Below are 20,912 nucleotides of genomic sequence, written 5' to 3'. Positions count from 1 at the left end.
AAAAAAATGTTAGTGTTTATTGATTATTTTTTCGAGTGCGTCAATATGTTTTTTAAATTCCAATTCACCTAGTTTAGTGCAACTATAACGTGTGTTTGGTTTTCTGCCAATAAATTGTTTTTCTACTTTTATATAGTCCGCAGTTTCCAATGCTTTGGTATGACTTGCCAAATTACCATCTGTGACTTCCAATAATTCTTTTAACATGTTAAAATCAGCGTATTCATTCACCATTAAAATAGACATAATGCCTAATCTAATACGGTGATCGAATACTTTGTTTATGTTGTTAATAATGCTCAAAATGAATGTTTAATTGTGGATGCGTTTATTTGTTTAATTACCTGAAATTATTACTAGAAACCATTTTCTAATTAACATCATACTTAAAATGCATCCAAGTTCCATAAATAATATGCATGAGTCCAAAACCAATAACCCAAAACCAAAAGCCATATCCTGGAAACATAGCCGTAATTAAACCTAAAATCAGTTGGATATAACCTAAATATCTAATATCGCCGATGCTGTATTTTGAAGCATTAACCAAAGCCAAACCATAAAATATAAGCATTAAGGCTCCGGCTTGGCCATATTTTTGTTGGTCTAAAATTATTAATATATAAAGTCCGCCAACTATTAACGGAATTAAGAAATTAACAATTAACCGTTTGGATGTAGCGTCCCAAATTTTTGTTCCATTTTTCTTTGCTTTTTTTGTGGTTAAATAAATACCTGTAATAATGCTTAGTAAAGCAACTAAAACCAATATCAAGACACACAGTCTAAATATGTATCCATCAAGTATTAAATAGTCTCTGTTGGAAGTGGATACTAACCAATAGGCGATAGCGGCTCCAGTGATGGCATAAGTTCCAGCTAATATCCCCGATAAACCACTCAATGAAATAAAGCGAGACGATTTGTTCATTAAATCTTTAATCTCGCTAAGGTCTTTTAGATAATCTTTTGATTCCATTATAAAGTACTTTGAAATGCAAAGTAAATAAATTTAATTGAAATAAAATAATTTATCTTGTAATAAAAAAAGCAATCTAAAAAGGATTGCTTTTTTAAATATACTTTTAGCAAGAATTAAATAAATGATTTTAATTAAGTTTTCAATGGTTCAAAAGATTGGCTAAATTTAATCATTTGATCCAATTCGGAAACTAAGCCATCAATACTTCCTCCAAAACCAACAGATTTGAATTTTATTTTACCATCTGTACCTATTACAAATTTTGTTGGGATACCATTCACCTTATAATCTTCTACGACTTTATATGGGCTGCCTGGTTCATCAGAAGTTTTTGTGTCAAATAAGACATTAAATGAATATTTGTTTTTTTTGATAAAATCAGTCACATTTTTATTATTTTCTTCTGCAGTTCCATTTTCCCAAGTATCAACAAACAGAAATACCACATTTGGATTGTCTTTGTATTTGTTTACTGCAGTTTGCATGGCTGGAAACGACGTAATACAAGGCCCGCACCATGTAGCCCAGAAGTCTAATATCACCGTTTTGCCTTTTAAACTTGATAATGTTACTTCTTCATTGTTTAGGTTTGTCAAGGTGAAATCGGGAGCTTCTTCATCAATCATTTTTTTTCTTAATTCTGCAATTATGATTTCCTCTGCTACTTTTTCCAAATCGTTTAAATAATCATTAAAGCCTTCGTCAGAACCTTTATTGGCAACATAGGCTTGTTTTAGGTATTCTTTAGTTTTGGCTGAGCCATTACCATCTTTTATAAAACCAGCGGCTTTGGTTTCTACATCATCATATTGTTTATTTGCTATTAAAAATTCCACATATCTTTCAATAACCCCATTGTCACCTTTTCCTTTTTTTATGGAATAGGCTACAGGTTCCTGATATGTTATGGCTTCTTCAATTTTTCCTTGTTTGAACAATATGAAAGCATAAGTGTCAGCAAACATAAAATAATTGGAATCTATGTTTTTTTTATGTTGACTTTCGGTTATAAAAGGATTTTTTTCTGATTCTTTTATTAGATCCAAAGATTCTTTTGAAATTTTAGAAGCAAAATTTAATTCTTTATTTTTTAAAGCCAAATCCCATGCTAAATTGTTATAGAACATAGCAAGACTGGGCTTGTGGGAAATTTGATTTGAATATTTAAAAAAACTATCTAAATCTTTATTCTCAAAGTGTTTATTGGCAATTATTCTTGCCATATATTCTTTTGAATTTATATCATTTTTGCTTTTTGCTTTAGCTGAAAACGCTTCAAAAAGTGAGACCATTTTTTTTAAATCTTTTTCTTGAAAAAATGAATTGATGAATTTATTGTTCGCAGCATTTCCGTTGGGAAATTTTGCAGCAGCTATCTCATTTATAGAATCGGCTTTTTTTCTTTCTTTTAGGATGCTATATAAATTGGTAAGTTTAGAATATTCTTTTTCGGTTAGTTCTGGTTTGCTATTAAGTTTGTCTATTTCTTCATTGATTAATATCTTCCCTGAAACTTTATCCTCGGTATTTAGTAAATTTAAATACATGATGTCAAGGTTTTCTTTTACTTCTGGATACTCATGGATATCCGTTTTAAGTAATGAAATTATTTTTTGTTTATCTGTTTTTATGCCATGGGCATCACCAAATCTTAAATAGTAAGCCCCTAGGCTAGCATTGCTTCCTGAAACCTGCTTTTGGTTTTCATCATAAAGTAAGACCGTGTAGCCGTTATTTTTATTGTTATAATAAGTTTCTCCAGATTTAAAATTAAATGCCAATGCCTTTGCAGAATCTGGTATTTTTATATAACCTTCCCAGTTTTCGTTGTCCCCTTTTTTTAAGTTTATATCTTCTGGGTACATATTTCCATCCACTAGATAATAGAAAAGCGATTGAAATTCATTGTCATCCTCTAAAGAATTTTTATCAAGGGAATAACTTAATTTTAAAGAATCGCCTGGTTTTGGAAATGTTTTGGAAATATGAAGTTCGCCAATATCTAATCCCAAATCTTCCTTTTGCGTTTGGCACGATGTCACTAGTAATATTACTAATAAAGTGGCGGTTGGTAAATGTAATGTTTTCATAATAAATAGTTTAGATTGATGAATAAGTCTTCAATGTAATCAAAAAAAAATAAAAGTAAGAAAATTTAACATATTATTTTAGTGGGACTCAATATCTATGAAGAATTGTTTTTTTTTAAATTGAAGTGCTTATGTGGATGTAAAGGAATAATTTTGCAGCTATGCTTTTTATCTCACTATAATTTAATTTTATGACAAAAACGGCTTTAGTAACAGGAGCGGCTTCTGGTTTAGGTTATGAGTTGGCTACTCTCCTGGCAAAAGATTCTTTTAAATTAATTTTGGTAGATATTGATGCTGAAAGTTTAGCCAACGTAAAGGCAGAACTGGAAATGAAATTTAGCGTTGAGGTTGTTACTTTGGTTAAAGATTTAGGTATTAAGAATATTGCAGAAGCTATTTTACATGATATCAAAAATGAACCTATTGATGTTTTAATCAATAATGCAGGCTTTGGTTTGTTTGGCTCGTTTGTAGATACAGATTGGGAACGTGAGTCTGAAATGTTACACGTACACATATTAACAACAACCCATTTAACGAAGCTTGTGTTGGAAGGGATGGTAAAAAGAGGTTCTGGAAAAATATTGAATATATCGTCTTTAGCTGCTTTCCAACCAGGCCCTTTAATGGCCATTTATTACGCTTCCAAAGGTTATATGCTATCATTTTCTGAAGCTATTTCTAATGAGTTGAATGGAACAGGAGTTACTGTAACGGCATTATGCCCTGGGCCAACAGAAACAGGGTTTCAAAAAACAGTTTCGGCAGATGCCAATACCAACAAAATAACATTTAATATGGCTTCGGCTAAATCTGTAGCGGCTTATGGTTATAAATCCATGAAAAAAGGAAAAATCGTTGCCATTCCTGGCATTTTAAATAAATTTTTAGCAACCATACATCGTTTTGTTTCTAGGGCTATGGCGGCAAAAATTGTTAGAAATATACAAGAGAAGAATAGAAATAAATAATAATTTAAATACGTTTTACTGTGAAACCCGTAGAGCACTATTTTCTTAATCAAAAAGAGCCATACCAATCCATCATGCTTTATGTAAGAAGCATTATTTTAAATACACTACCAGAAGTTGAAGAACGGTATAGTTATAAAATCCCGTTTTATAATTGCTATAAAAAACCTATGATTTATTTGAATATTTTGAAAGGCACAAACTTTGTAGATGTCGCTTTTATTCAAGGGATATTCTTGGAAAAGCAGTTCCCGATTTTAAAGAATGATAACAAACGTAAACAAGTCCGCTCTATTAAATTAAAAACGTTGGAGGATTTAGATCATGATGATTTTGTGCAACTACTGTGCGAAGCGTCAGCTTTATTAAGTAGAAGTAAAAAAGCGTGGTTTATTTAACCAAGTCCATTTACGGTTTTTCTAATGGTTACCAGGTTGGTTAATAGTTTTTCCAAAAGATCTAAATGCAACATATTGGCACCATCACTTTTCGCGTTGGCCGGATCGAAATGGGTTTCAATAAATAGACCATCTACATTATTTACTACACCAGCCCGGGCAATAGTTTCAATCATATCTGGTCTGCCGCCTGTAACGCCGCTCGATTGATTTGGTTGTTGTAAGGAGTGTGTCACATCCAAAATGGTTGGAGCATATTGACGCATGGTTGGTATGCCACGAAAATCCACGATCATATCTTGATAGCCAAACATGGTGCCTCTATCGGTAATCCATGCCTTCTCATTTCCAGAATCTTTAATTTTTTGTACGGCATGTTTCATGGCCTCTGGACTCATAAATTGTCCTTTCTTCAAATTAACCACTTTACCAGTTTCTGCAGCCGCTACAAGCAAATCGGTTTGGCGTACCAAAAACGCAGGGATTTGCAACACATCCACATATTGAGCAGCCAAATACGCATCAGAAATTTCATGAATATCTGTTACTGTAGGTATGCCAAAAGTATCTGATACTTTTTTTAGGATTTTTAAAGCTTTTTCATCTCCAATACCTGTAAAACTATCCACTCGACTACGGTTCGCTTTTTTAAAACTTCCTTTAAAAACATAAGGTATTTCCAACTTATTGGTAATGGCCACTACTTTTTCGGCAATTCGTAAAGCCATGTCTTCGCCTTCAATGGCGCAAGGGCCACAAAGCAAAAAGAAATTGCTAGCGTTTAAATGGTTTAGTCTAGGTACGTCTTGAAGATTCATCTGCTTAAATTTCAAATTTTCAGCAGTAAAGATACATATTAAAAATGTCCTTTTAGACTATTTCTAAAAATCCATAACGACATAATAAAATTTGTCGGAATAAAAATGCCGCCAAGAAAAAGAAGGTTTTTTGTTGACGATGATAAGTGAATTATATCAAGGGAATCAGATATATAAGCTATAATCAAATATGAAGAAACGCACACAAAAGTAATGCCCAAGGCAAAATTCAATTTATTACTGGGTTTAATTAATTGCCATATAAAGGGTATCCCAAAAAGTAAAATGGGATATGCAGAAATGCCATTGGTTTTATTAATAATGGTAAACCAAATAATAGTAATTGAAATAAAATATAGGTACGGGACAAATTTGTAAAAATGATTGAGAGATTTCATTTTGAATTTTTTTTAGTGTTAATAAAAAAGGATTAAATATAACCTAAATTGTTGATATTCAATTTAACGGAACAAAAATTTTAATATTATTAAATAAAAAAAACTATAACATTTAATTAACTAAATATCAAAATATAATATGTGTTATGATAAAATATAGCGTACCTTTGCACGCTTAAAATAAGGCATCAATATGGCTAATATTAAAAACATTGCAATTATTGCACACGTAGACCACGGTAAGACCACGTTGGTTGATAAAATTATGTACCATTGTCACCTGTTTAGAGACAACGAAAATACGGGTGATTTAATTCTGGATAATAACGATTTAGAGCGCGAAAGAGGTATTACAATTACATCTAAAAACGTTTCAGTAATTTACAAAGAGACCAAGATTAATATTATAGATACGCCTGGTCACGCCGATTTTGGTGGTGAAGTAGAGCGTGTGCTTAACATGGCTGATGGTGTTTTATTATTGGTAGATGCTTTTGAAGGCCCAATGCCACAAACACGTTTTGTATTGCAAAAAGCGATAGATTTAGGTTTAAAGCCATGTGTGGTTATTAATAAAGTGGATAAAGAAAACTGTACACCAGAAGAGGTGCATGAAAAAGTTTTCGATTTAATGTTTGAATTGGGTGCAGAAGAATGGCAGTTAGATTTTCCAACGGTTTATGGTTCGGCAAAGAATAATTGGATGAGTGATGATTGGAGAAATCAAACATCGAATATAGAACCATTATTAGATATGGTTATTGAGCATATTCCAGCACCAAAAATTGAGGCAGGAACAACTCAAATGCTTATTACATCCTTAGATTTTTCTTCGTTTACAGGACGTATCGCGATTGGGCGTTTAACCCGAGGCGGGTTAAAAACTGGGCAAAACATTTCTTTGGTAAAAAGGGATGGAAGTATTGTAAAGTCAAGAATTAAAGAAGTTCATATTTTTGAGGGTTTAGGCCGTAAGAAAGTAGATGAAGTTCAAACAGGAGATATTTGTGCACTTGTAGGTTTGGAAGGTTTTGAAATTGGTGATACAGTTGCCGATTTTGAAAATCCTCAAGGTTTGAAAACCATTGCCATCGATGAGCCAACCATGAGTATGTTGTTTACGATTAACGATTCACCTTTCTTCGGGAAAGATGGTAAGTTTGTAACATCTCGACATATTAAAGATCGCTTGAAAAAAGAGTTAGAAAAAAACTTAGCTCTTAGGGTTGAAGAAACTGATAGTGCCGATAAATTTATGGTTTATGGACGTGGTGTATTGCACTTATCTGTTTTAATTGAAACCATGAGACGTGAAGGTTATGAACTACAAATTGGTCAGCCACAAGTAATTATAAAGGAAATTGATGGCGTTAAATGTGAGCCAGTTGAAGAAATGACGATTGATTTACCGGAATCGGTATCTGGAAAAGCGATTGAAATGGTAAGCCTACGCAAAGGTGAAATGACCAGTATGGAAGCTAAAGGTGAACGTATGATTTGCCAGTTTTTAATGCCTTCCAGAGGGATTATAGGATTGCGTAATCAGTTATTAACGGCTACGGCTGGAGAGGCCATTATGGCACATCGCTTTAAAGAATACCAACCGCTTAAAGGCGGCATTCCAGAGCGTCAAAACGGATCTTTGGTTTCTATGGAAAAAGGTCAAGCCATTCCATATTCAATAGATAAATTACAAGAAAGAGGTAAGTTTTTTATTGATCCAGGAGAAGATATTTATGAAGGACAAGTTATTGGGGAAAACTCACGTGGCGATGATATGGCGGTAAATGTTACTAAAACCAAAAAGTTAAGTAACGTGCGTTCATCTGGAGCAGATGATAAAGCTAAGATTGTACCCGCTATTAAATTTTCGCTAGAAGAAGCTTTGGAATATATACAAAAAGACGAGTACGTTGAAGTAACACCAAATCATATTAGATTGCGTAAAATTTATTTAACCGAGGTAGAAAGAAAACGTAGCAAAGGCATGTAAAAATTTCGGGAATGATACCCTAAATGGATTGGTTATTTATACATGACTACCGTTTAGGATTCTTTTCAACTAAGTATATTAAAATATTAAGAATAGTAAATGCCCTTGGGTGTTTACTATTTTTATTTTATGGTGTTTTGCTTCAGCCCAACTTAAGTCCATTATTAATGTAAATTAGGCTATTTTGCGTATTGATCCTCGTTATTGGTCCAATAAGATAACGGGATAACTATTTTATAAATTAAAACAAATTTAACAAATACGAATACCTCATGTACTACGTTATTTGATTTTGTATATTTGATTCCTCTTAGCTTTTTAAATCTATACCTATCTTTTTTTGTATTGAATTAAAATAACCAATAAGCAACCAAAAGTAAATTGTTATTAATTGAAAAAATTAATAGATTATATAAACAATAATGTTTTAATAAAGATTACTTCATTAAAAACAGCTTCTGTAATTACCAGGATAATTGCAGGCATGTTAACTTCAAAAGCCATAGCTATTTTTATTGGAGCAGAAGGTTTGGCACTTATAGGTAATTTGCGAAATTTTGTAGGGTCTGCACAAGCTATAGCAACTTTTGGCTTTTATAACGGGGTTGTTAAGTACGTTTCAAAATTTAAAGATGATTTACAAAACCTGAGTAAAACACTTTCAACGGTTTTTTATTTTGGATTTATTTCCACTATTCTAATATCCTTCTTTTGCTATTTTAAAGCGGATTTAATTAATAACTTGATCTTCCCAACCTATAATAATTACGCTTACATTATTAAAATTTTTGCTATTGTACTTCCATTTTATTCATTGAATATGTTTTCGTTTTCAATAATGAACGGATTTTCAAAATATAAAATCCTCATCATTATAAATATTATCGGACAAATTTTAGGGGTTTCGATAGCTGTTCTTTTAATTTATCAAAACAAAATAGATGGTGCTTTAATATCTGTGGTAATTGCAGAATCCATCATATTTTTAATCACGTTGGTAGGAATAATAAATAGAAGAAGTTTGGCACCATTAATACAGGTAAAACAATTTAGTTGGGATTTTTTAAAAAAAATGGGCCCTTATTCTATCATGGCAATGTTTTCTGCCGTTATCCTTCCGCTTGTTGCATTGGTAATTCGATCGTACATTATAGAAAATGTTGGGTATAAAGACGCGGGCTTTTGGGAGGCCATGACTCGTATTTCTAAATATTATTTAATGCTTGTAACCTCTTTAATGGCAGTATATATATTGCCTAGGTTTTCTGAGATTGATAGCATAAAGGAATTCAGGAAAGAAGTGTTTAGCTTTTATAAAGCAGTGATGCCCTCATTTATTGTAGGGTTGTTTGTTATATATTTTTTAAGATCATACATCGTAGCATTTATATTTTCCAAAGAGTTTGAACCCGTAGAAAATTTGTTTTTATGGCAGTTGTTAGGTGATCTTCTTAAGGTTTTATCTATGGTTATTGTGTATCAATTTTTAGCAAAAAAGATGTTTTGGCATTATATAGTCACCGAGATTTTCTTTTTGGTAATGCTATATCTTACAAGTATTTATTTTGTTGATTTATATGGTGTTAAAGGAGCTGTTATTGGTCATTTTGTTAGTTATTTAGTATATTATGCCATTATTTTATTGATATTTGGAAGCTCTATTTTTAGAGTGGATACAAATAAAGAAGACTAAGTAACAATCTGAAAATCAAAAACTTGAATAAGATTTTTAATAACATATTAAATAATAACTTAATCAAGTTAGGGCTTTTTAATTCTGTTTCCATTACCATAAAAATTTTAGCAAGTATTATTTCTTCAAAAGCCCTTGCTTTTTTTTTAGGACCCTCAGGATTGGCGATTGTTGGTATCTACAAGGAGTTTTTTAACATGACGACGAATATGTCATCATTAGGGCTTCAAAGGGGCATCATTAGATATGCCGCGGAATTAAAATCGAAACCTAACGAATTAAAAACATTTATTAGTACAGCCAATTTAATCGGGATATTTGCCAGTATTTTAATGGCTTTTTTTTTATTCCTTTTTTCGAGTTTCATTAATATAAATTTATTTCCAAATGACGACTTTAATTTGGTAATTAAAATTTTAGCTTTTTTGATGCCTATAAGTGTGTTTAGCGTATTTTTTCTATCATTTCTTAATGGGCTTGGGTATGCTAACCATATTGTTAAAATAAACATTTCACTGTACATTCTTAATATGATCATATTGGTGATTCTTACCTATTTTTATAATACTAAAGGTGCTTTAATTGGAATTAGCCTTGTATATGTACTTCAATTAATTTCTATTTTAATGTTTAAACCAAATGCTTTTTCATATGCAACGGTTAATTTAAACATTTTTTCAAATAATTATTTTAGAAAATTAGTGGGTTACACTATCATGACCATTTTTTCTTTAATGCTTTTCCCTTTCATTTCTATACTAATCAGAAGTGAAATAATTGATTTATTAGGTGAAGATGCAGCTGGTTTTTGGGAAGCCATGAAAAGAATCTCAGAAAATTATTTACTATTTGCTTCTTCGTTGGTTATACTTTCGGTTTTGCCAAAATTATCGGAAAAGGACAGTGATTTTAAAAGTATTGTTTGGCGATTTTATAAATCCATTTTACCATTATTTGTCATTGGATTATTTATAATTTTTATCCTAAAAGACTTTATCATTCAGTTATTTTACTCTAAAGAATTTTTGCCTACAACAGTTTTGTTTAAATGGTATACAATTGGCGATTTGTTTAGGATTTCTGGTATTGTTTTAGCGGCAAACTTTTATGCTAATAGGGATATTAAAGGGTATATTTTTACTGATATGTTTTTAGCTTCGGTTATGTATGTTTCAACTATTCTGTTATTAAGAAGTTACGGGCTGGTGGGTGGGGCTTTCGCCTATTTTATTTCATACTTTCTATACTTTATTTTATTAATTATAGTGTTCCGAAAAAAATTATTTCTTGAAAAAGCACAAAGTTAGGTTAATGCCTTATATTTAAATATGGACAAAAAAAATGTAAATATATTTCTGGTTTTTTTACTGCCTATAATTACCTTTTTTTTATTTGAACTTTTTTTAAAAAGCATAACAATTGAAAGAACTTATAACCTTATTGAAAATGGTCTATTTGCCTGTTTAATTATTATACTCTCATTTTTAATAAATAGTTTGGCGTTTAAAAAGTTCTTTTTAAAAATGGGATTTATAATTTTTAACCTATGTCTCTTTTTTGAAACTTTTTATTATTATCATTTTGAAAGTATTTTTAGTGCTTCGGCCATATTTGTAATTCTGGAAACCAATAGTATTGAAACAAGAGAGTTTTTAACGTCATACGTTACTAAAACAATATTGTTTTTATTTGGTTTATCAATATTTATTATAATTTATGGTTTAAAAATTATAGATAAAAGTATCTGCCAAAGCATTATAAAAAAAGGACATAAATTAAATTATCTTTTAATTTTTTTAATATTGGTTTTTTTAAAAATTACAAATCTAATTGTTTATAATGTTCCTTATTTAGCCATAAAAACACCCATTACTTATTGTCAGGAGACAAATAAGTTAAAAATTTATGGAGAAGACAACCAACTAGGAAGTTTTACAAATGTAAAACACGCTAAGTCAAAGGATAAAAAAGAGCTATATATTATTGTTATAGGAGAATCTGCCAGTAAAGCACATTTTCAATTATATAATTATTATAGAAAAACAACCCCTTTATTGAACAACATAAAAGATGAACTTATAGTTTTAAATGATGTGATTAGTCCACATGCTTACACCATTGGTTCATTAACAAAAGGACTTACTCTTGGAAACGTTGAAAATCCCGAAGGGAAATATCAAGGTTCAATAATTCAATTATTAAATCAAGCAGGTTTTAGAACCTATTGGATCTCAAATCAAAGACCAGTTGGTGTATCAGATACCCAAGTTACTCAAATTGCCAAAGGAGCAAGTAAATCTGTATTTCTTAATATCAAACATACTAGTGAAAAAACACCTTATGATGAAGTTTTGCTTCCTGAGTTAAATAAAATAGTTCAAGAGGAAGGCGATAAGAAAGTCGTTTTTTTACATATGATTGGAGAACATTTTTTTTATGAAAAGCGTTATCCACCTGAATTTGATTATTTTAAAGACAAACCGAATACAAAATTTAAAAGGGATGATGTTTATAAAACCATAAATGCCTATGACAACGCCATCCGGTATACGGATAGTATTTTAGGTGAGGTTATAAAAACGGCCAGAAAACAGAATAGTGATAGTTTTGTTATGTATTTTTCGGATCACGGACAAGAAGTTTATGACGAAATTGATTTTTTTGGACAAACCGTAGATCAAAGGGTAACCAAAAACATGTATGAAATACCGATGCTTCTTTGGATGTCCGATAGCTATAAATTAAAAAATCAAATTGCTTTAAATCTAAATAATAAGTACATGGCAGATGATGTTATACATTCAATTGCCGATTTGTGTAATGTAACGAGTAATGAAATTGATTCTACTCGAAGCATATTTAATGAACATTTTAAAGAAAGAAAAAGAATCATAAAAAACCATATCGATTTTGATACTTCTTTTTACTTGAATGAAAATCAATAAAATTGGAAACTCTAAAAAAGAAAATTTGTATTGTTTGCACCTCTTTGGATTATGGCGGTGCAGAAAGGGCTTCGGCTACACAATCCATAATTTTCCATAAATTAGGTTTTGAGGTTTGTATAGTTACGGTTAACTCTGGGGTTGCTTATTCACATAAAGGCACTCATTTTAATTTAGGGGTGTTAAAAAATGATAAAGATTCTGCTTTTGGTAGAATCAGACGGCTGATAACATTTAAAAAATTTCTCAATAAAAATAGATTTGATTTTATTGTTGATAACAGACCAAGAAATCAAGCGTATCGAGAATTTATAATCACAAAGTTTATTTATAATTTCCCCACAATTTATGTCATTCATTCGTTTGAAGAATCTTTAGCATTTACAAAATATAAATGGCTAAACACTTTTTTATATAAAAACAAGGCCATGGTATGTGTCTCTAAAATTGGAGCTGATAAGTTTAAAAATTTGTACAGGCTAAACCAGATGACTACAATTTATAATGCGTTTGATTTTGATGAGATATCAAAACAATCAAATGAAGAAAATAAACTAAATATAGGAGATTACATTATTTTTTACGGTAGAATACACGATAAATCAAAAAACCTAAAACTGCTTTTAGATGCTTATAAAATTTCAAGACTTAATGAGAGACAGATTAAATTACTCATTCTAGGGGATGGCCCAGATTTAGATTTAATTCAATCTTATTCAAGCCAATTACATTTACATAATGATGTGATTTTTAAGGCGTTTGTTAAAAATCCATTTCCATATGTAAAACAAGCTAAGTTTTTAGTTTTAACAAGCCGATCTGAAGGGTTTGCAATGGTTATACCAGAATCGTTATCATTAAGGGTTCCTGTTTTATCGGTTGATTGTGAAGCGGGACCTAAAGAAATTATAACAAACGGTTATAATGGATTATTAGTTGAGAATTTTAACAAAGAAGCCTTAGCTAAAGGAATGAATAGATTTATAGAAGATTCTGACATACATGACTTTTGTAAGGAAAATGCAGTAAAAAGTATATATAAATTTTCTTTAGACGATATCTCAAATGATTGGAAAAACTTGTTTTTCAAAGTTTAAATATTAGTAATAAGAAGTTGTGTAAACCCCCTTTTTAATTAAAAACCGATGTAACCCTTTCATAAATTTCAATAAAAAAACAGGTAATTTTAAAAGAAATCTTTGTTTTTTGTTCAAATTCGATTTTTCGATTTCTTTCTCAAGGTTTTCGTAAACCCATTGCGGTCCGTATATTTTACTTCTTAATGCAACGGCATAACGATTCACATCTAAATACATTTTTAAAGAGGGGTTAAACTTTTCTTCTTTTAAATAATTATTAATTAACCAATATCTATCCTCATTATATTCCTTGTTAGATAGGCTTGAAGAGTCAAAAAGATTATATGACATTGTAATTTTGGGATTGAATGCTATGTCGCCAAGAAGCCCAAATTTTATCCATAAATCGATATCTTGACCAGTTCTTAATTTTATATTGTAACCGTTTAATTTTAAAAAATTTGTTTTTAAGAAAGCAACAGACGATGAAGAAGGGATGAAATTTATAATATTTGCTTTAAAAAAATCATCAATTATTAGACAATTTTTTTTATAATTAAAATTAAATACCGCATTAGTTTTAAAAGTGTCATGTCTTTTAATTTCATAATTATTACAATACAGAACGGCATTTCTAAATAAAGTAATACATTTTTTTAATTCAAATAAATGATCCTCGTACCATAAGTCATCTGCATCTAACAAAGCTATGTATAATGATTTAGAATATTGAATGCCATTATTTCTCGCAACTGAAGCTCCTTTATTTTCTTGCCGAATTATTTGTATTCTTGAGTCTGTAAATTGAGATACTAAATGAAGACTATTATCAGTACTGCCATCGTCAACTATAATAATTTCAAAATCTTGAAAGGATTGATTACTGACACTTTTTAAAGTATCAATAATATAAGCTTCTTTATTGTATAGCGGAATTATAACAGAAAAAAAAGGCATTATTTTTTTGTTTTTAATTGACAAAGATATCCTATTCGGTACATGTCATACAATAATAAAAATGGATAATTAGAATTTAAATTTAAAACTATTGGTTTTTTTAGAATTTTAAAAACCAAAGTCGCCAATCTAACTAGATTTAGCTTTTCAATGTAAAAAGAATACTTAAATACTTTAGAATCTTCCTTTGTTAATTTGCCTTGCTCAACTAAATGGGATAAATTTTCAATAGCATATTCTGTTTTCTTTAAAAATGTATTTGCATCATCGTCTGAATTATGGACAACTTGGTTTTTAAAAAAACAGATTTGGATTTGGTTCCTTTTTAAGGTGTTGAAAAATAAAACATCTTCATAACCATAGCTTTTGATACTTTCATCAAAAGGATAGCCTTTGAATATTTTTTTCTTGATTAGGAAATTTGAAGAGCATAAGGTTTTACGTTCTCTTTTTTTTGTGTAAACCCATCGTAGTTTATAAGGTTTTTTGGGAATTTTTTTTAAATAAGTCATTCCTCCACAAATAACCTTTTCATTTTTGATAGCAATATATTTTTCTATAAAGTTTTTTTCTTTTGGAAACGTCCCTGAATCAATAAACAGCAATAAATTATATTTGGCATCCTTGGCTAGTAAATTTCTAATGGAACTTCTTCCAATGTTATTTGGGAGTTCTTTAAAAGTACAGTTTTGTATATTATTTATGGTATTGTTGAAAGAATTTATTTGGGATTTAGAACCGTCATCATAAACCAATATTTCAAATTCTATAGCACACTTTAAGCATTGGTCATGTAATTCGCTAACTAAAGGAACAACATTATAATTGTATGTCGGAATTAATATGGAAATCATTAAATCTAATTATGGATAATCTTTATAATGTATTATTTGTTGTTTGGTTTTTCATAAATACCAAAAATAAAATCACTTGGATGATTTTTTAGATAAATATCCTCAAATTCAAAAAGCTGATTTAATACTTCTTCATTTGCTTGATTGGTATTTAGGAAGTGATGTGCTATATCTTTGAGTGTTGTCATTAAAATGTTGCCCCCATAACTTGCCTCATAAATTGTATTGTAATGTTTATGTATGGAGGGAAGAATGTTTGCGGATTCTATACATTCTGAAGGATCGGCGATTTTCATTCTAATTATACCTGACCCTGAAACTTTATTTTTGTAAAAATTTAACTTATAACGCTTTCTGTATTTTTTTGGAATTAATTTTATGGCCTCATTTATTGCATCAATTTGGTATTTTGGAAACTGTAATCTATTGGCTCCCACATATTCATCAATAATAAGTATTCCATCATCTTTCAATGCTTCTTTTACGGACTTTCCTATTAAACTTTCAATATTTTTAAAATGATGAAGTGATGCTCTGAAGAAAACAATATCATAGTATTTTTCTGGAAATGAAAATGTATTCGCATCCTGTACTTCGAATTTTATATTATCCAGTTTTTTGTTTTTTGAAATAGTTTCAGCATTATTAAGAAGCACATCAGAAATATCGGTACAAAGAATTTCATCAAAATTATTGAATGAAGCAAATTTCAATTCATGACAACAATTGCCGCTTCCAAGAGATAGCATTTTTAAATTTGTTTTGTTCTTTAAGATTGTATTTACAGTAAAATCTTTGAAATCTAAATCTTTATTACCTGTAATTAACGTGTTCCATCTTTCTTTAACCTTTGGTATAATCCACCAATTAGATGAATCTATTTTTTCATGGTTGAAAGCAGTTTTTGCTCTTTTGATTTTGTTTACACTGAATTTTGAGGTAATAAAGTGTATGCCTCGCTGGTTTAATTTAGCATAAGTATCAATAATGTCATCTAAAGTTATTAATCTCATTGTTTTGTTGCGATTAAAATGGTTTCAGGAGATTTTAAACCCAAAAATAAATCATCATCTGTTTTATTTAGTGTTTTTACTGAAACATTAAAGCCATTATTCATGAGCCTATTTTTTAAACCTTCAATGGAATATATTCTAACATGGTCTTCTTGCCCGAAATGCTTTTTTCTTTCTTGTGGGGTAAGAATAGAATAATCTTCATAAATTTCACCATCTTTAAAAGGCGTTTGAATATACACAGTTCCATGAGGCTTTAAAACTCTATAAAGTTCGGATATCGCTTTTTGGTCTTCTATAATATGTTCTAAAATATGATAACAAATAATGGTATCAAATTTTTCGTTGTCCTGTTTTATATTGGTAATATCAAATTTATAATCGGCTAAAAACTCATTTTCAAAATCAGAACTATAATATGTGATGGCTTTATGTTTTTTTAAAATTCTATAGAGACTTCTAGATGGTGAAAAATGTAGAAGGTTCCCTTTTAAAACATTATTTTGGTTTAGTAAATACCAAAGTCTTCGGTTTCTTGATAAACTTCCACAAAAAGGACAGAGTAAATCATCATTTTTTAGTAAAATAAATGTGCGTAATTTTTTTTGACAAATATGACATGTATGATTGTTTCCAAGAAAAAAAAGGGCATAAGGGAAACGAAAAATTTGCTCGTATTTAAATAAAAAATCTTTAGGAATTAAAGCTTTAATAATCTTTTTAATGAAAATGTACATATCATCCCTTCCTTTGCACTACTTCATAAACTTGGTTGTCGTCACACTTCAATGTTTTACTGGGATATTTTAATAGCAACGCATAATCGTGTGTGGCCATTAGTATGGTATTGCCATTTTTGTTTATTTCTTGTAGCACTTCCATAACTTCAATGCTGGTTTGTGGATCTAAATTTCCTGTTGGCTCATCGGCCAAAATAAGTTCTGGGTTATTAAGTAAGGCTCGGGCAATAGCGATACGTTGTTGCTCACCACCAGAAAGCTCGTGCGGATATTTGAAGCCTTTGGTCTTCATATCGACCTTAGCCAAAACTTCTTCTACACGCGTATTCATTTGGTTTTGGTCTTTCCAACCGGTTGCCTTTAAAACAAATAGTAAATTTTCGTTGATGGTTCTATCGGTCAGTAATTTAAAGTCCTGAAAAACTACCCCAAGTTTTCGTCTTAAAAAGGGAATATCATCTTCCTTTAGGGTTTTTAAATCGTATTCTACAATATGCCCTTCGCCTTCTGTTAAAGATAAATCACCATACAGGGTTTTCATAAAACTACTTTTGCCAGATCCTGTTTTGCCAATCAAATACACAAAATCACCTTTGTTAATTTCAACATTAACATTAGAAAGCACCAGGCTATCGCCTTGATATATAGATACATTTTTTAATTGAAGGATAGGGTTTGGCATAAAATGAATGGATTTTTTAATCGTGTTGTAAATGTATTATTTAAAAGTCAAAAGTTGAAAGTTAAAAGCGAAAAGTTTAGAGTAAGCAATTGTTCGTACTTTTAAATTAATAACGATTTATTCCTGTAAATATTTATTTTTCCGTTTTTAATAAGTCGGTTTATAATTCTAGCACAATTGTTACGTTATAGGGTTTATATTAAATTATCTTTGATTTTTAAATTAAAAACATATTGTCAATGACAAAAAATAATAGTATTTCCCTCTTGGTTGCTCTCGCTTTTTGCTATCAGGTTATAGCACAGCAATCTGCAACATATACCAGTGATTTGGTAGATTTCCAAAAAGCTTTAACATTATATAACAATCAGCAATATTTAGCATCGCAATCGTTGTTTGCCACCATTCAAAAAACAGCTAAAGAAGACGTTTTAAAGTCGGATTGTGCCTATTATATCGCCAATTGCGCTGTGCGTTTAAATCAACAAAATGCTGATAGATTGGTAGAGGATTTTGTAGAAGAATATCCAACAAGTACCAAACGGAATACCGCTTTTGTAGATGTGGCCGATTATTATTTTGTTAACGGAAAATTTCCGCATGCCTTAAAATGGTATGCTAAAGTTGATGAAGGTGCCTTAAGCAGAAAAGAAATGGAAAAATTCAATTTTAATTATGGATATTCCGCATTTTCAGCGAAGCAAAATAAAGAGGCCAAAGAATATTTGGGCAGGGTTGAAAATTCTCAAGAGTATGGTTCTCAAGCCAAATATTATATTGGTTATATGGCTTATGAAGGCAATGATTATGAACAGGCCAATCAATATTTTGAGCAAGTAACCGACCAAGAACGTTACAAAGAAAAACTCTCTTATTATCAAGCAGATTTAAATTTCAAACTTGGGAAATTTGAGGAAGCCATTAAATTAGCTAAAGAACAATTACCTAAAGGAGACCAAAGTGAAGTATCGGAGCTTTCAAAAATTATTGGTGAAAGTTATTTCAACTTAAATGAATATGCCGCAGCCATTCCTTATTTAAAAGCGTATAAAGGCAAAAATGGGAAGTGGAACAATGTTGATTTTTACCAATTAGGGTATGCCCATTACAAACAAGGCGATTATGACAGTGCCATTTCAGAATTCAATAAAATAGTTGGAGGAAACGATGCTACAGCCCAAAACGCCTATTATCACTTAGGAGAAAGCTATATTAAACTCAATAAAAAGCAAGAAGCATTAAATGCTTTTAGAAATGCATCGCAAATGACTTTCGATTTAAAGATTCAAGAAGATGCTTGGTTGAATTATGCCAAAATTAGCTATGAAATTGGTAATCCATACCAATCGGCCCCTCAAGTTTTGGCTGAATATTTAAACAAGTATCCGAAAACCATTTATAGGGAAGAGATTGAAACCCTCTTGATTGATTCTTACATCACCTCTAAAAATTATAAAGAAGCCATCAAACTTTTGGAAGGAAAAAATAGTTTTGAAAACAAAGTGGCCTTACAAAAAGTGGCGTTTTATAGGGGTTTGGAGGTTTATAACGAAGGCAATTATTTGGAAGCTAAATCGCTTTTTGATAGGTCTTTGAAAGAACCAAGAGATAATAACTATACTGCCAGAGCGACCTTTTGGAAAGCCGAAACGGATTATAATTTAACCAATTATGATGAGGCTTTAGTGGGCTTTAAGCAATTTGCTCAGCAATCATCAGCGTCGTCAACTTCAGAAAATACCAATATTGATTACAATTTGGCTTATACCTATTTTAAATTGAAAAATTATCCACAAGCTAGCCAATATTTCAATCAATTTATCAATAAAAGAAAGGATGATAAAGTCAGGTTGAATGATGCCTATTTGCGTTTGGGAGATACTTATTTTGTGTCTAGTAATTATAATGATGCTGCCAAAGCTTATGAAAACGCAATCAAGTTAAACGAGATAGAATCAGATTATCCGTTTTTTCAAAAAGCCATTAGTGCAGGTTATGGCGGTAACGATTCAAAAAAAATATCGGAACTGGAACAATTTATTTCAAAATATCCAAACTCAAAACTTCGCGATGATGCCATGTACGAATTGGGTAATTCTTATGTGAAAGCCAATCAAACAGAAAAGGCGATGACGATGTATAATCGATTAAACGATGAATATCGTATGAGTTCTTTTGTACCAAAATCATTATTACGTCAAGGCTTGGTGTATTATAACGGAAGCAATAATGAACAAGCTTTAACTAAGTTTAAAAAAGTAGCGACTGATTATTCAGGAACGCCCGAAGCTGTTCAAGCGGTATCTACCGCCAGACTTATTTATATAGATATGGGGCGTGTAGATGAATATGCGGCTTGGGCTAAAACCTTAGACTTTGTAAATGTTACGGATGCCGATTTAGATAATGCGACGTATGAAGCAGCCGAAAAACAATATTTGGATAACAATACAGATAAAGCCATCAAACAATTTAATGGCTATTTAGCGCAATTCCCTAACGGAATCCATGCTTTACAGGCGCATTTTTATGTAGCTCAAATGTATTATAAGCAAGGTTTAACAGACAATGCGGCACCGCATTATAAATTTGTTGCCGAGGCATCGAGAAGTGAATTTACCGAAGAAGCGTTGGCGCGTTTGTCCCAACATTACTTGGAGGCGAAAAATTGGAATGCAGCCATACCGTTATTGAAAAGATTGGAAACTGAGGCTAACTTGCCTCAAAACGTGGTGTTTGCCCAATCCAATTTAATGAAGGCGCAATACCAATTGGAAAAATATACCGATGCGATTTCTTATGCTGAAAAAGTATTGGAAAATTCAAAAATCGATAATAAAATCAAGAGTGATGCCCATGTTATTATTGCACGTTCTGCCATTAAAATGAATGATGAAATGAAAGCAAAAGCAGCTTTTGCTAAGGTTGAAGAAGTAGCAACAGGAGAAACAGCAGCCGAAGCCCTTTATTATAATGCGTATTTTAAGAATAAAGAAGGCAAGTTTGAAGCGTCCAATACGGCGGTTCAAAGGTTGGCTAAAGATTTTTCAGGATATAAATATTACAGTGCTAAAGGATTGGTGCTTATGGCGAAGAATTTTTATGCATTAAAAGATGCGTTCCAAGCCACTTATATTTTAGAAAGTGTTATTCAGAATTTCCCGGAATTTGATGATGTGGTTTCTGAAGCCAAAACAGAGTTAAGCAAAATAAAAGCTGAAGAGGCCAAAACAAATTCATCTGTTCAACCACAAGGCAATTAGTTTTGTGAATCGTGAATCGTGAAACGGGAGTCA

At 30.9% G+C, this 20,912-nt stretch carries 17 protein-coding genes; 8 read left to right on the top strand and 9 right to left on the bottom strand.

Going from position 1 to position 20,912, the window contains the following annotated elements; genetic code table 11:
* Positions 1–9 precede the first annotated feature (9 nt).
* The 3 genes from CSW08_RS17995 to CSW08_RS17985 all read right to left on the bottom strand — a co-directional run bounded on the left by CSW08_RS17995 (position 10) and on the right by CSW08_RS17985 (position 3,072).
* Complete coding sequence (locus CSW08_RS17995; RefSeq protein WP_106661308.1) at positions 10–303, bottom strand: winged helix-turn-helix domain-containing protein; 294 nt, start codon at positions 301–303, stop codon at positions 10–12.
* A gap of 67 nt (positions 304–370) precedes the next feature.
* Entirely contained in the window at positions 371–979 is a 609-nt protein-coding gene (locus CSW08_RS17990) for a hypothetical protein (RefSeq protein ID WP_106661307.1), read from the bottom strand.
* Positions 980–1,113: 134 nt separating this feature from the next.
* Positions 1,114–3,072, bottom strand: coding sequence for a TlpA family protein disulfide reductase (locus tag CSW08_RS17985; protein ID WP_106661306.1), 1,959 nt, complete (start codon positions 3,070–3,072; stop codon positions 1,114–1,116).
* A gap of 191 nt (positions 3,073–3,263) precedes the next feature.
* Between CSW08_RS17985 and CSW08_RS17980 the strand changes: the two genes are divergently transcribed.
* Both CSW08_RS17980 and CSW08_RS17975 read left to right on the top strand, forming a co-directional pair.
* Positions 3,264–4,046, top strand: a complete 783-nt coding sequence (locus tag CSW08_RS17980; protein ID WP_106661305.1) for an SDR family NAD(P)-dependent oxidoreductase — start codon at positions 3,264–3,266, stop codon at positions 4,044–4,046.
* A 20-nt stretch (positions 4,047–4,066) separates the two neighbouring features.
* Positions 4,067–4,444, top strand: a complete 378-nt coding sequence (locus CSW08_RS17975; RefSeq protein ID WP_106661304.1) for a DUF1801 domain-containing protein — start codon at positions 4,067–4,069, stop codon at positions 4,442–4,444.
* On the opposite strand, the gene kdsA is transcribed toward CSW08_RS17975, so the two are convergent.
* Entirely contained in the window at positions 4,441–5,262 is an 822-nt protein-coding gene (kdsA, locus tag CSW08_RS17970; protein WP_106661303.1) for a 3-deoxy-8-phosphooctulonate synthase, read from the bottom strand. The two genes, CSW08_RS17975 and kdsA, sit on opposite strands and share 4 nt — an antisense overlap.
* Before the next feature lie 591 nt (positions 5,263–5,853).
* Between kdsA and typA the strand changes: the two genes are divergently transcribed.
* The 5 genes from typA (at position 5,854) to CSW08_RS17940 (ending at position 13,388) form a co-directional block, all read left to right on the top strand.
* Complete coding sequence (typA, locus tag CSW08_RS17960) at positions 5,854–7,653, top strand: translational GTPase TypA (RefSeq protein ID WP_106661301.1); 1,800 nt, start codon at positions 5,854–5,856, stop codon at positions 7,651–7,653.
* A gap of 391 nt (positions 7,654–8,044) precedes the next feature.
* Entirely contained in the window at positions 8,045–9,346 is a 1,302-nt protein-coding gene (locus CSW08_RS17955; protein WP_106661300.1) for an O-antigen translocase, read from the top strand.
* 23 nt (positions 9,347–9,369) lie between these two features.
* Positions 9,370–10,653: an O-antigen translocase gene (locus tag CSW08_RS17950; RefSeq protein WP_157831534.1), complete on the top strand. Its 1,284-nt coding sequence runs from the start codon at positions 9,370–9,372 to the stop codon at positions 10,651–10,653.
* A 21-nt stretch (positions 10,654–10,674) separates the two neighbouring features.
* Entirely contained in the window at positions 10,675–12,291 is a 1,617-nt protein-coding gene (locus CSW08_RS17945) for a sulfatase-like hydrolase/transferase (RefSeq protein WP_106661298.1), read from the top strand.
* A gap of 2 nt (positions 12,292–12,293) precedes the next feature.
* A complete protein-coding gene (locus CSW08_RS17940; protein WP_106661297.1) occupies positions 12,294–13,388 on the top strand; it encodes a glycosyltransferase in 1,095 nt (364 codons plus the stop codon).
* Positions 13,389–13,391: 3 nt separating this feature from the next.
* Here CSW08_RS17940 and CSW08_RS17935 read toward each other — a convergent pair whose 3' ends face one another.
* The 5 genes from CSW08_RS17935 to CSW08_RS17915 are packed head-to-tail and all read right to left on the bottom strand — an operon-like array spanning position 13,392 to position 17,616.
* Positions 13,392–14,327 (bottom strand): glycosyltransferase family 2 protein, encoded by a 936-nt coding sequence (locus CSW08_RS17935; RefSeq protein ID WP_106661317.1) that lies wholly within the window; start codon positions 14,325–14,327, stop codon positions 13,392–13,394.
* Entirely contained in the window at positions 14,327–15,181 is an 855-nt protein-coding gene (locus CSW08_RS17930; RefSeq protein ID WP_106661296.1) for a glycosyltransferase family 2 protein, read from the bottom strand. Before CSW08_RS17930 ends, CSW08_RS17935 begins: the two co-directional genes overlap by 1 nt.
* 32 nt (positions 15,182–15,213) lie before the next feature.
* Positions 15,214–16,194 (bottom strand): methyltransferase domain-containing protein, encoded by a 981-nt coding sequence (locus CSW08_RS17925; RefSeq protein ID WP_106661295.1) that lies wholly within the window; start codon positions 16,192–16,194, stop codon positions 15,214–15,216.
* The gene (locus CSW08_RS17920; protein WP_106661294.1) at positions 16,191–16,931 is read right to left on the bottom strand and encodes a methyltransferase domain-containing protein; all 741 of its coding nucleotides are present in this window, start codon (positions 16,929–16,931) and stop codon (positions 16,191–16,193) included. The genes CSW08_RS17925 and CSW08_RS17920 overlap by 4 nt, the downstream gene beginning before the upstream one ends.
* A gap of 1 nt (position 16,932) precedes the next feature.
* The gene (locus tag CSW08_RS17915; protein ID WP_106661293.1) at positions 16,933–17,616 is read right to left on the bottom strand and encodes a cell division ATP-binding protein FtsE; all 684 of its coding nucleotides are present in this window, start codon (positions 17,614–17,616) and stop codon (positions 16,933–16,935) included.
* 239 nt (positions 17,617–17,855) lie between these two features.
* Here CSW08_RS17915 and CSW08_RS17910 point away from each other — a divergent pair, with 239 nt between their 5' ends.
* Complete coding sequence (locus CSW08_RS17910; protein WP_106661292.1) at positions 17,856–20,879, top strand: tetratricopeptide repeat protein; 3,024 nt, start codon at positions 17,856–17,858, stop codon at positions 20,877–20,879.
* Positions 20,880–20,912 lie beyond the last annotated feature (33 nt).

It is taken from the genome of Confluentibacter flavum, assembly GCF_002843175.1.
Classification (GTDB): Bacteria; Bacteroidota; Bacteroidia; order Flavobacteriales; family Flavobacteriaceae; genus Confluentibacter; species Confluentibacter flavum.
The sequence above is the reverse complement of the archived record's forward strand: the minus strand, read 5'-3'. Positions and strand labels throughout refer to the sequence as shown.

Coding starts and splice junctions, on each gene's coding strand:
- CSW08_RS17945 (WP_106661298.1), top strand. CDS start 10,675: ATGGACAAAAAAAATGTAAATATATTTCTGGTTTTTTTACTGCCTATA.
- CSW08_RS17910 (WP_106661292.1), top strand. CDS start 17,856: ATGACAAAAAATAATAGTATTTCCCTCTTGGTTGCTCTCGCTTTTTGC.
- typA (WP_106661301.1), top strand. CDS start 5,854: ATGGCTAATATTAAAAACATTGCAATTATTGCACACGTAGACCACGGT.
- CSW08_RS17985 (WP_106661306.1), bottom strand. CDS start 3,072: ATGAAAACATTACATTTACCAACCGCCACTTTATTAGTAATATTACTA.
- kdsA (WP_106661303.1), bottom strand. CDS start 5,262: ATGAATCTTCAAGACGTACCTAGACTAAACCATTTAAACGCTAGCAAT.
- CSW08_RS17930 (WP_106661296.1), bottom strand. CDS start 15,181: ATGATTTCCATATTAATTCCGACATACAATTATAATGTTGTTCCTTTA.
- CSW08_RS17980 (WP_106661305.1), top strand. CDS start 3,264: ATGACAAAAACGGCTTTAGTAACAGGAGCGGCTTCTGGTTTAGGTTAT.
- CSW08_RS17925 (WP_106661295.1), bottom strand. CDS start 16,194: ATGAGATTAATAACTTTAGATGACATTATTGATACTTATGCTAAATTA.
- CSW08_RS17935 (WP_106661317.1), bottom strand. CDS start 14,327: ATGCCTTTTTTTTCTGTTATAATTCCGCTATACAATAAAGAAGCTTAT.
- CSW08_RS17920 (WP_106661294.1), bottom strand. CDS start 16,931: ATGTACATTTTCATTAAAAAGATTATTAAAGCTTTAATTCCTAAAGAT.
- CSW08_RS17915 (WP_106661293.1), bottom strand. CDS start 17,616: ATGCCAAACCCTATCCTTCAATTAAAAAATGTATCTATATATCAAGGC.
- CSW08_RS17990 (WP_106661307.1), bottom strand. CDS start 979: ATGGAATCAAAAGATTATCTAAAAGACCTTAGCGAGATTAAAGATTTA.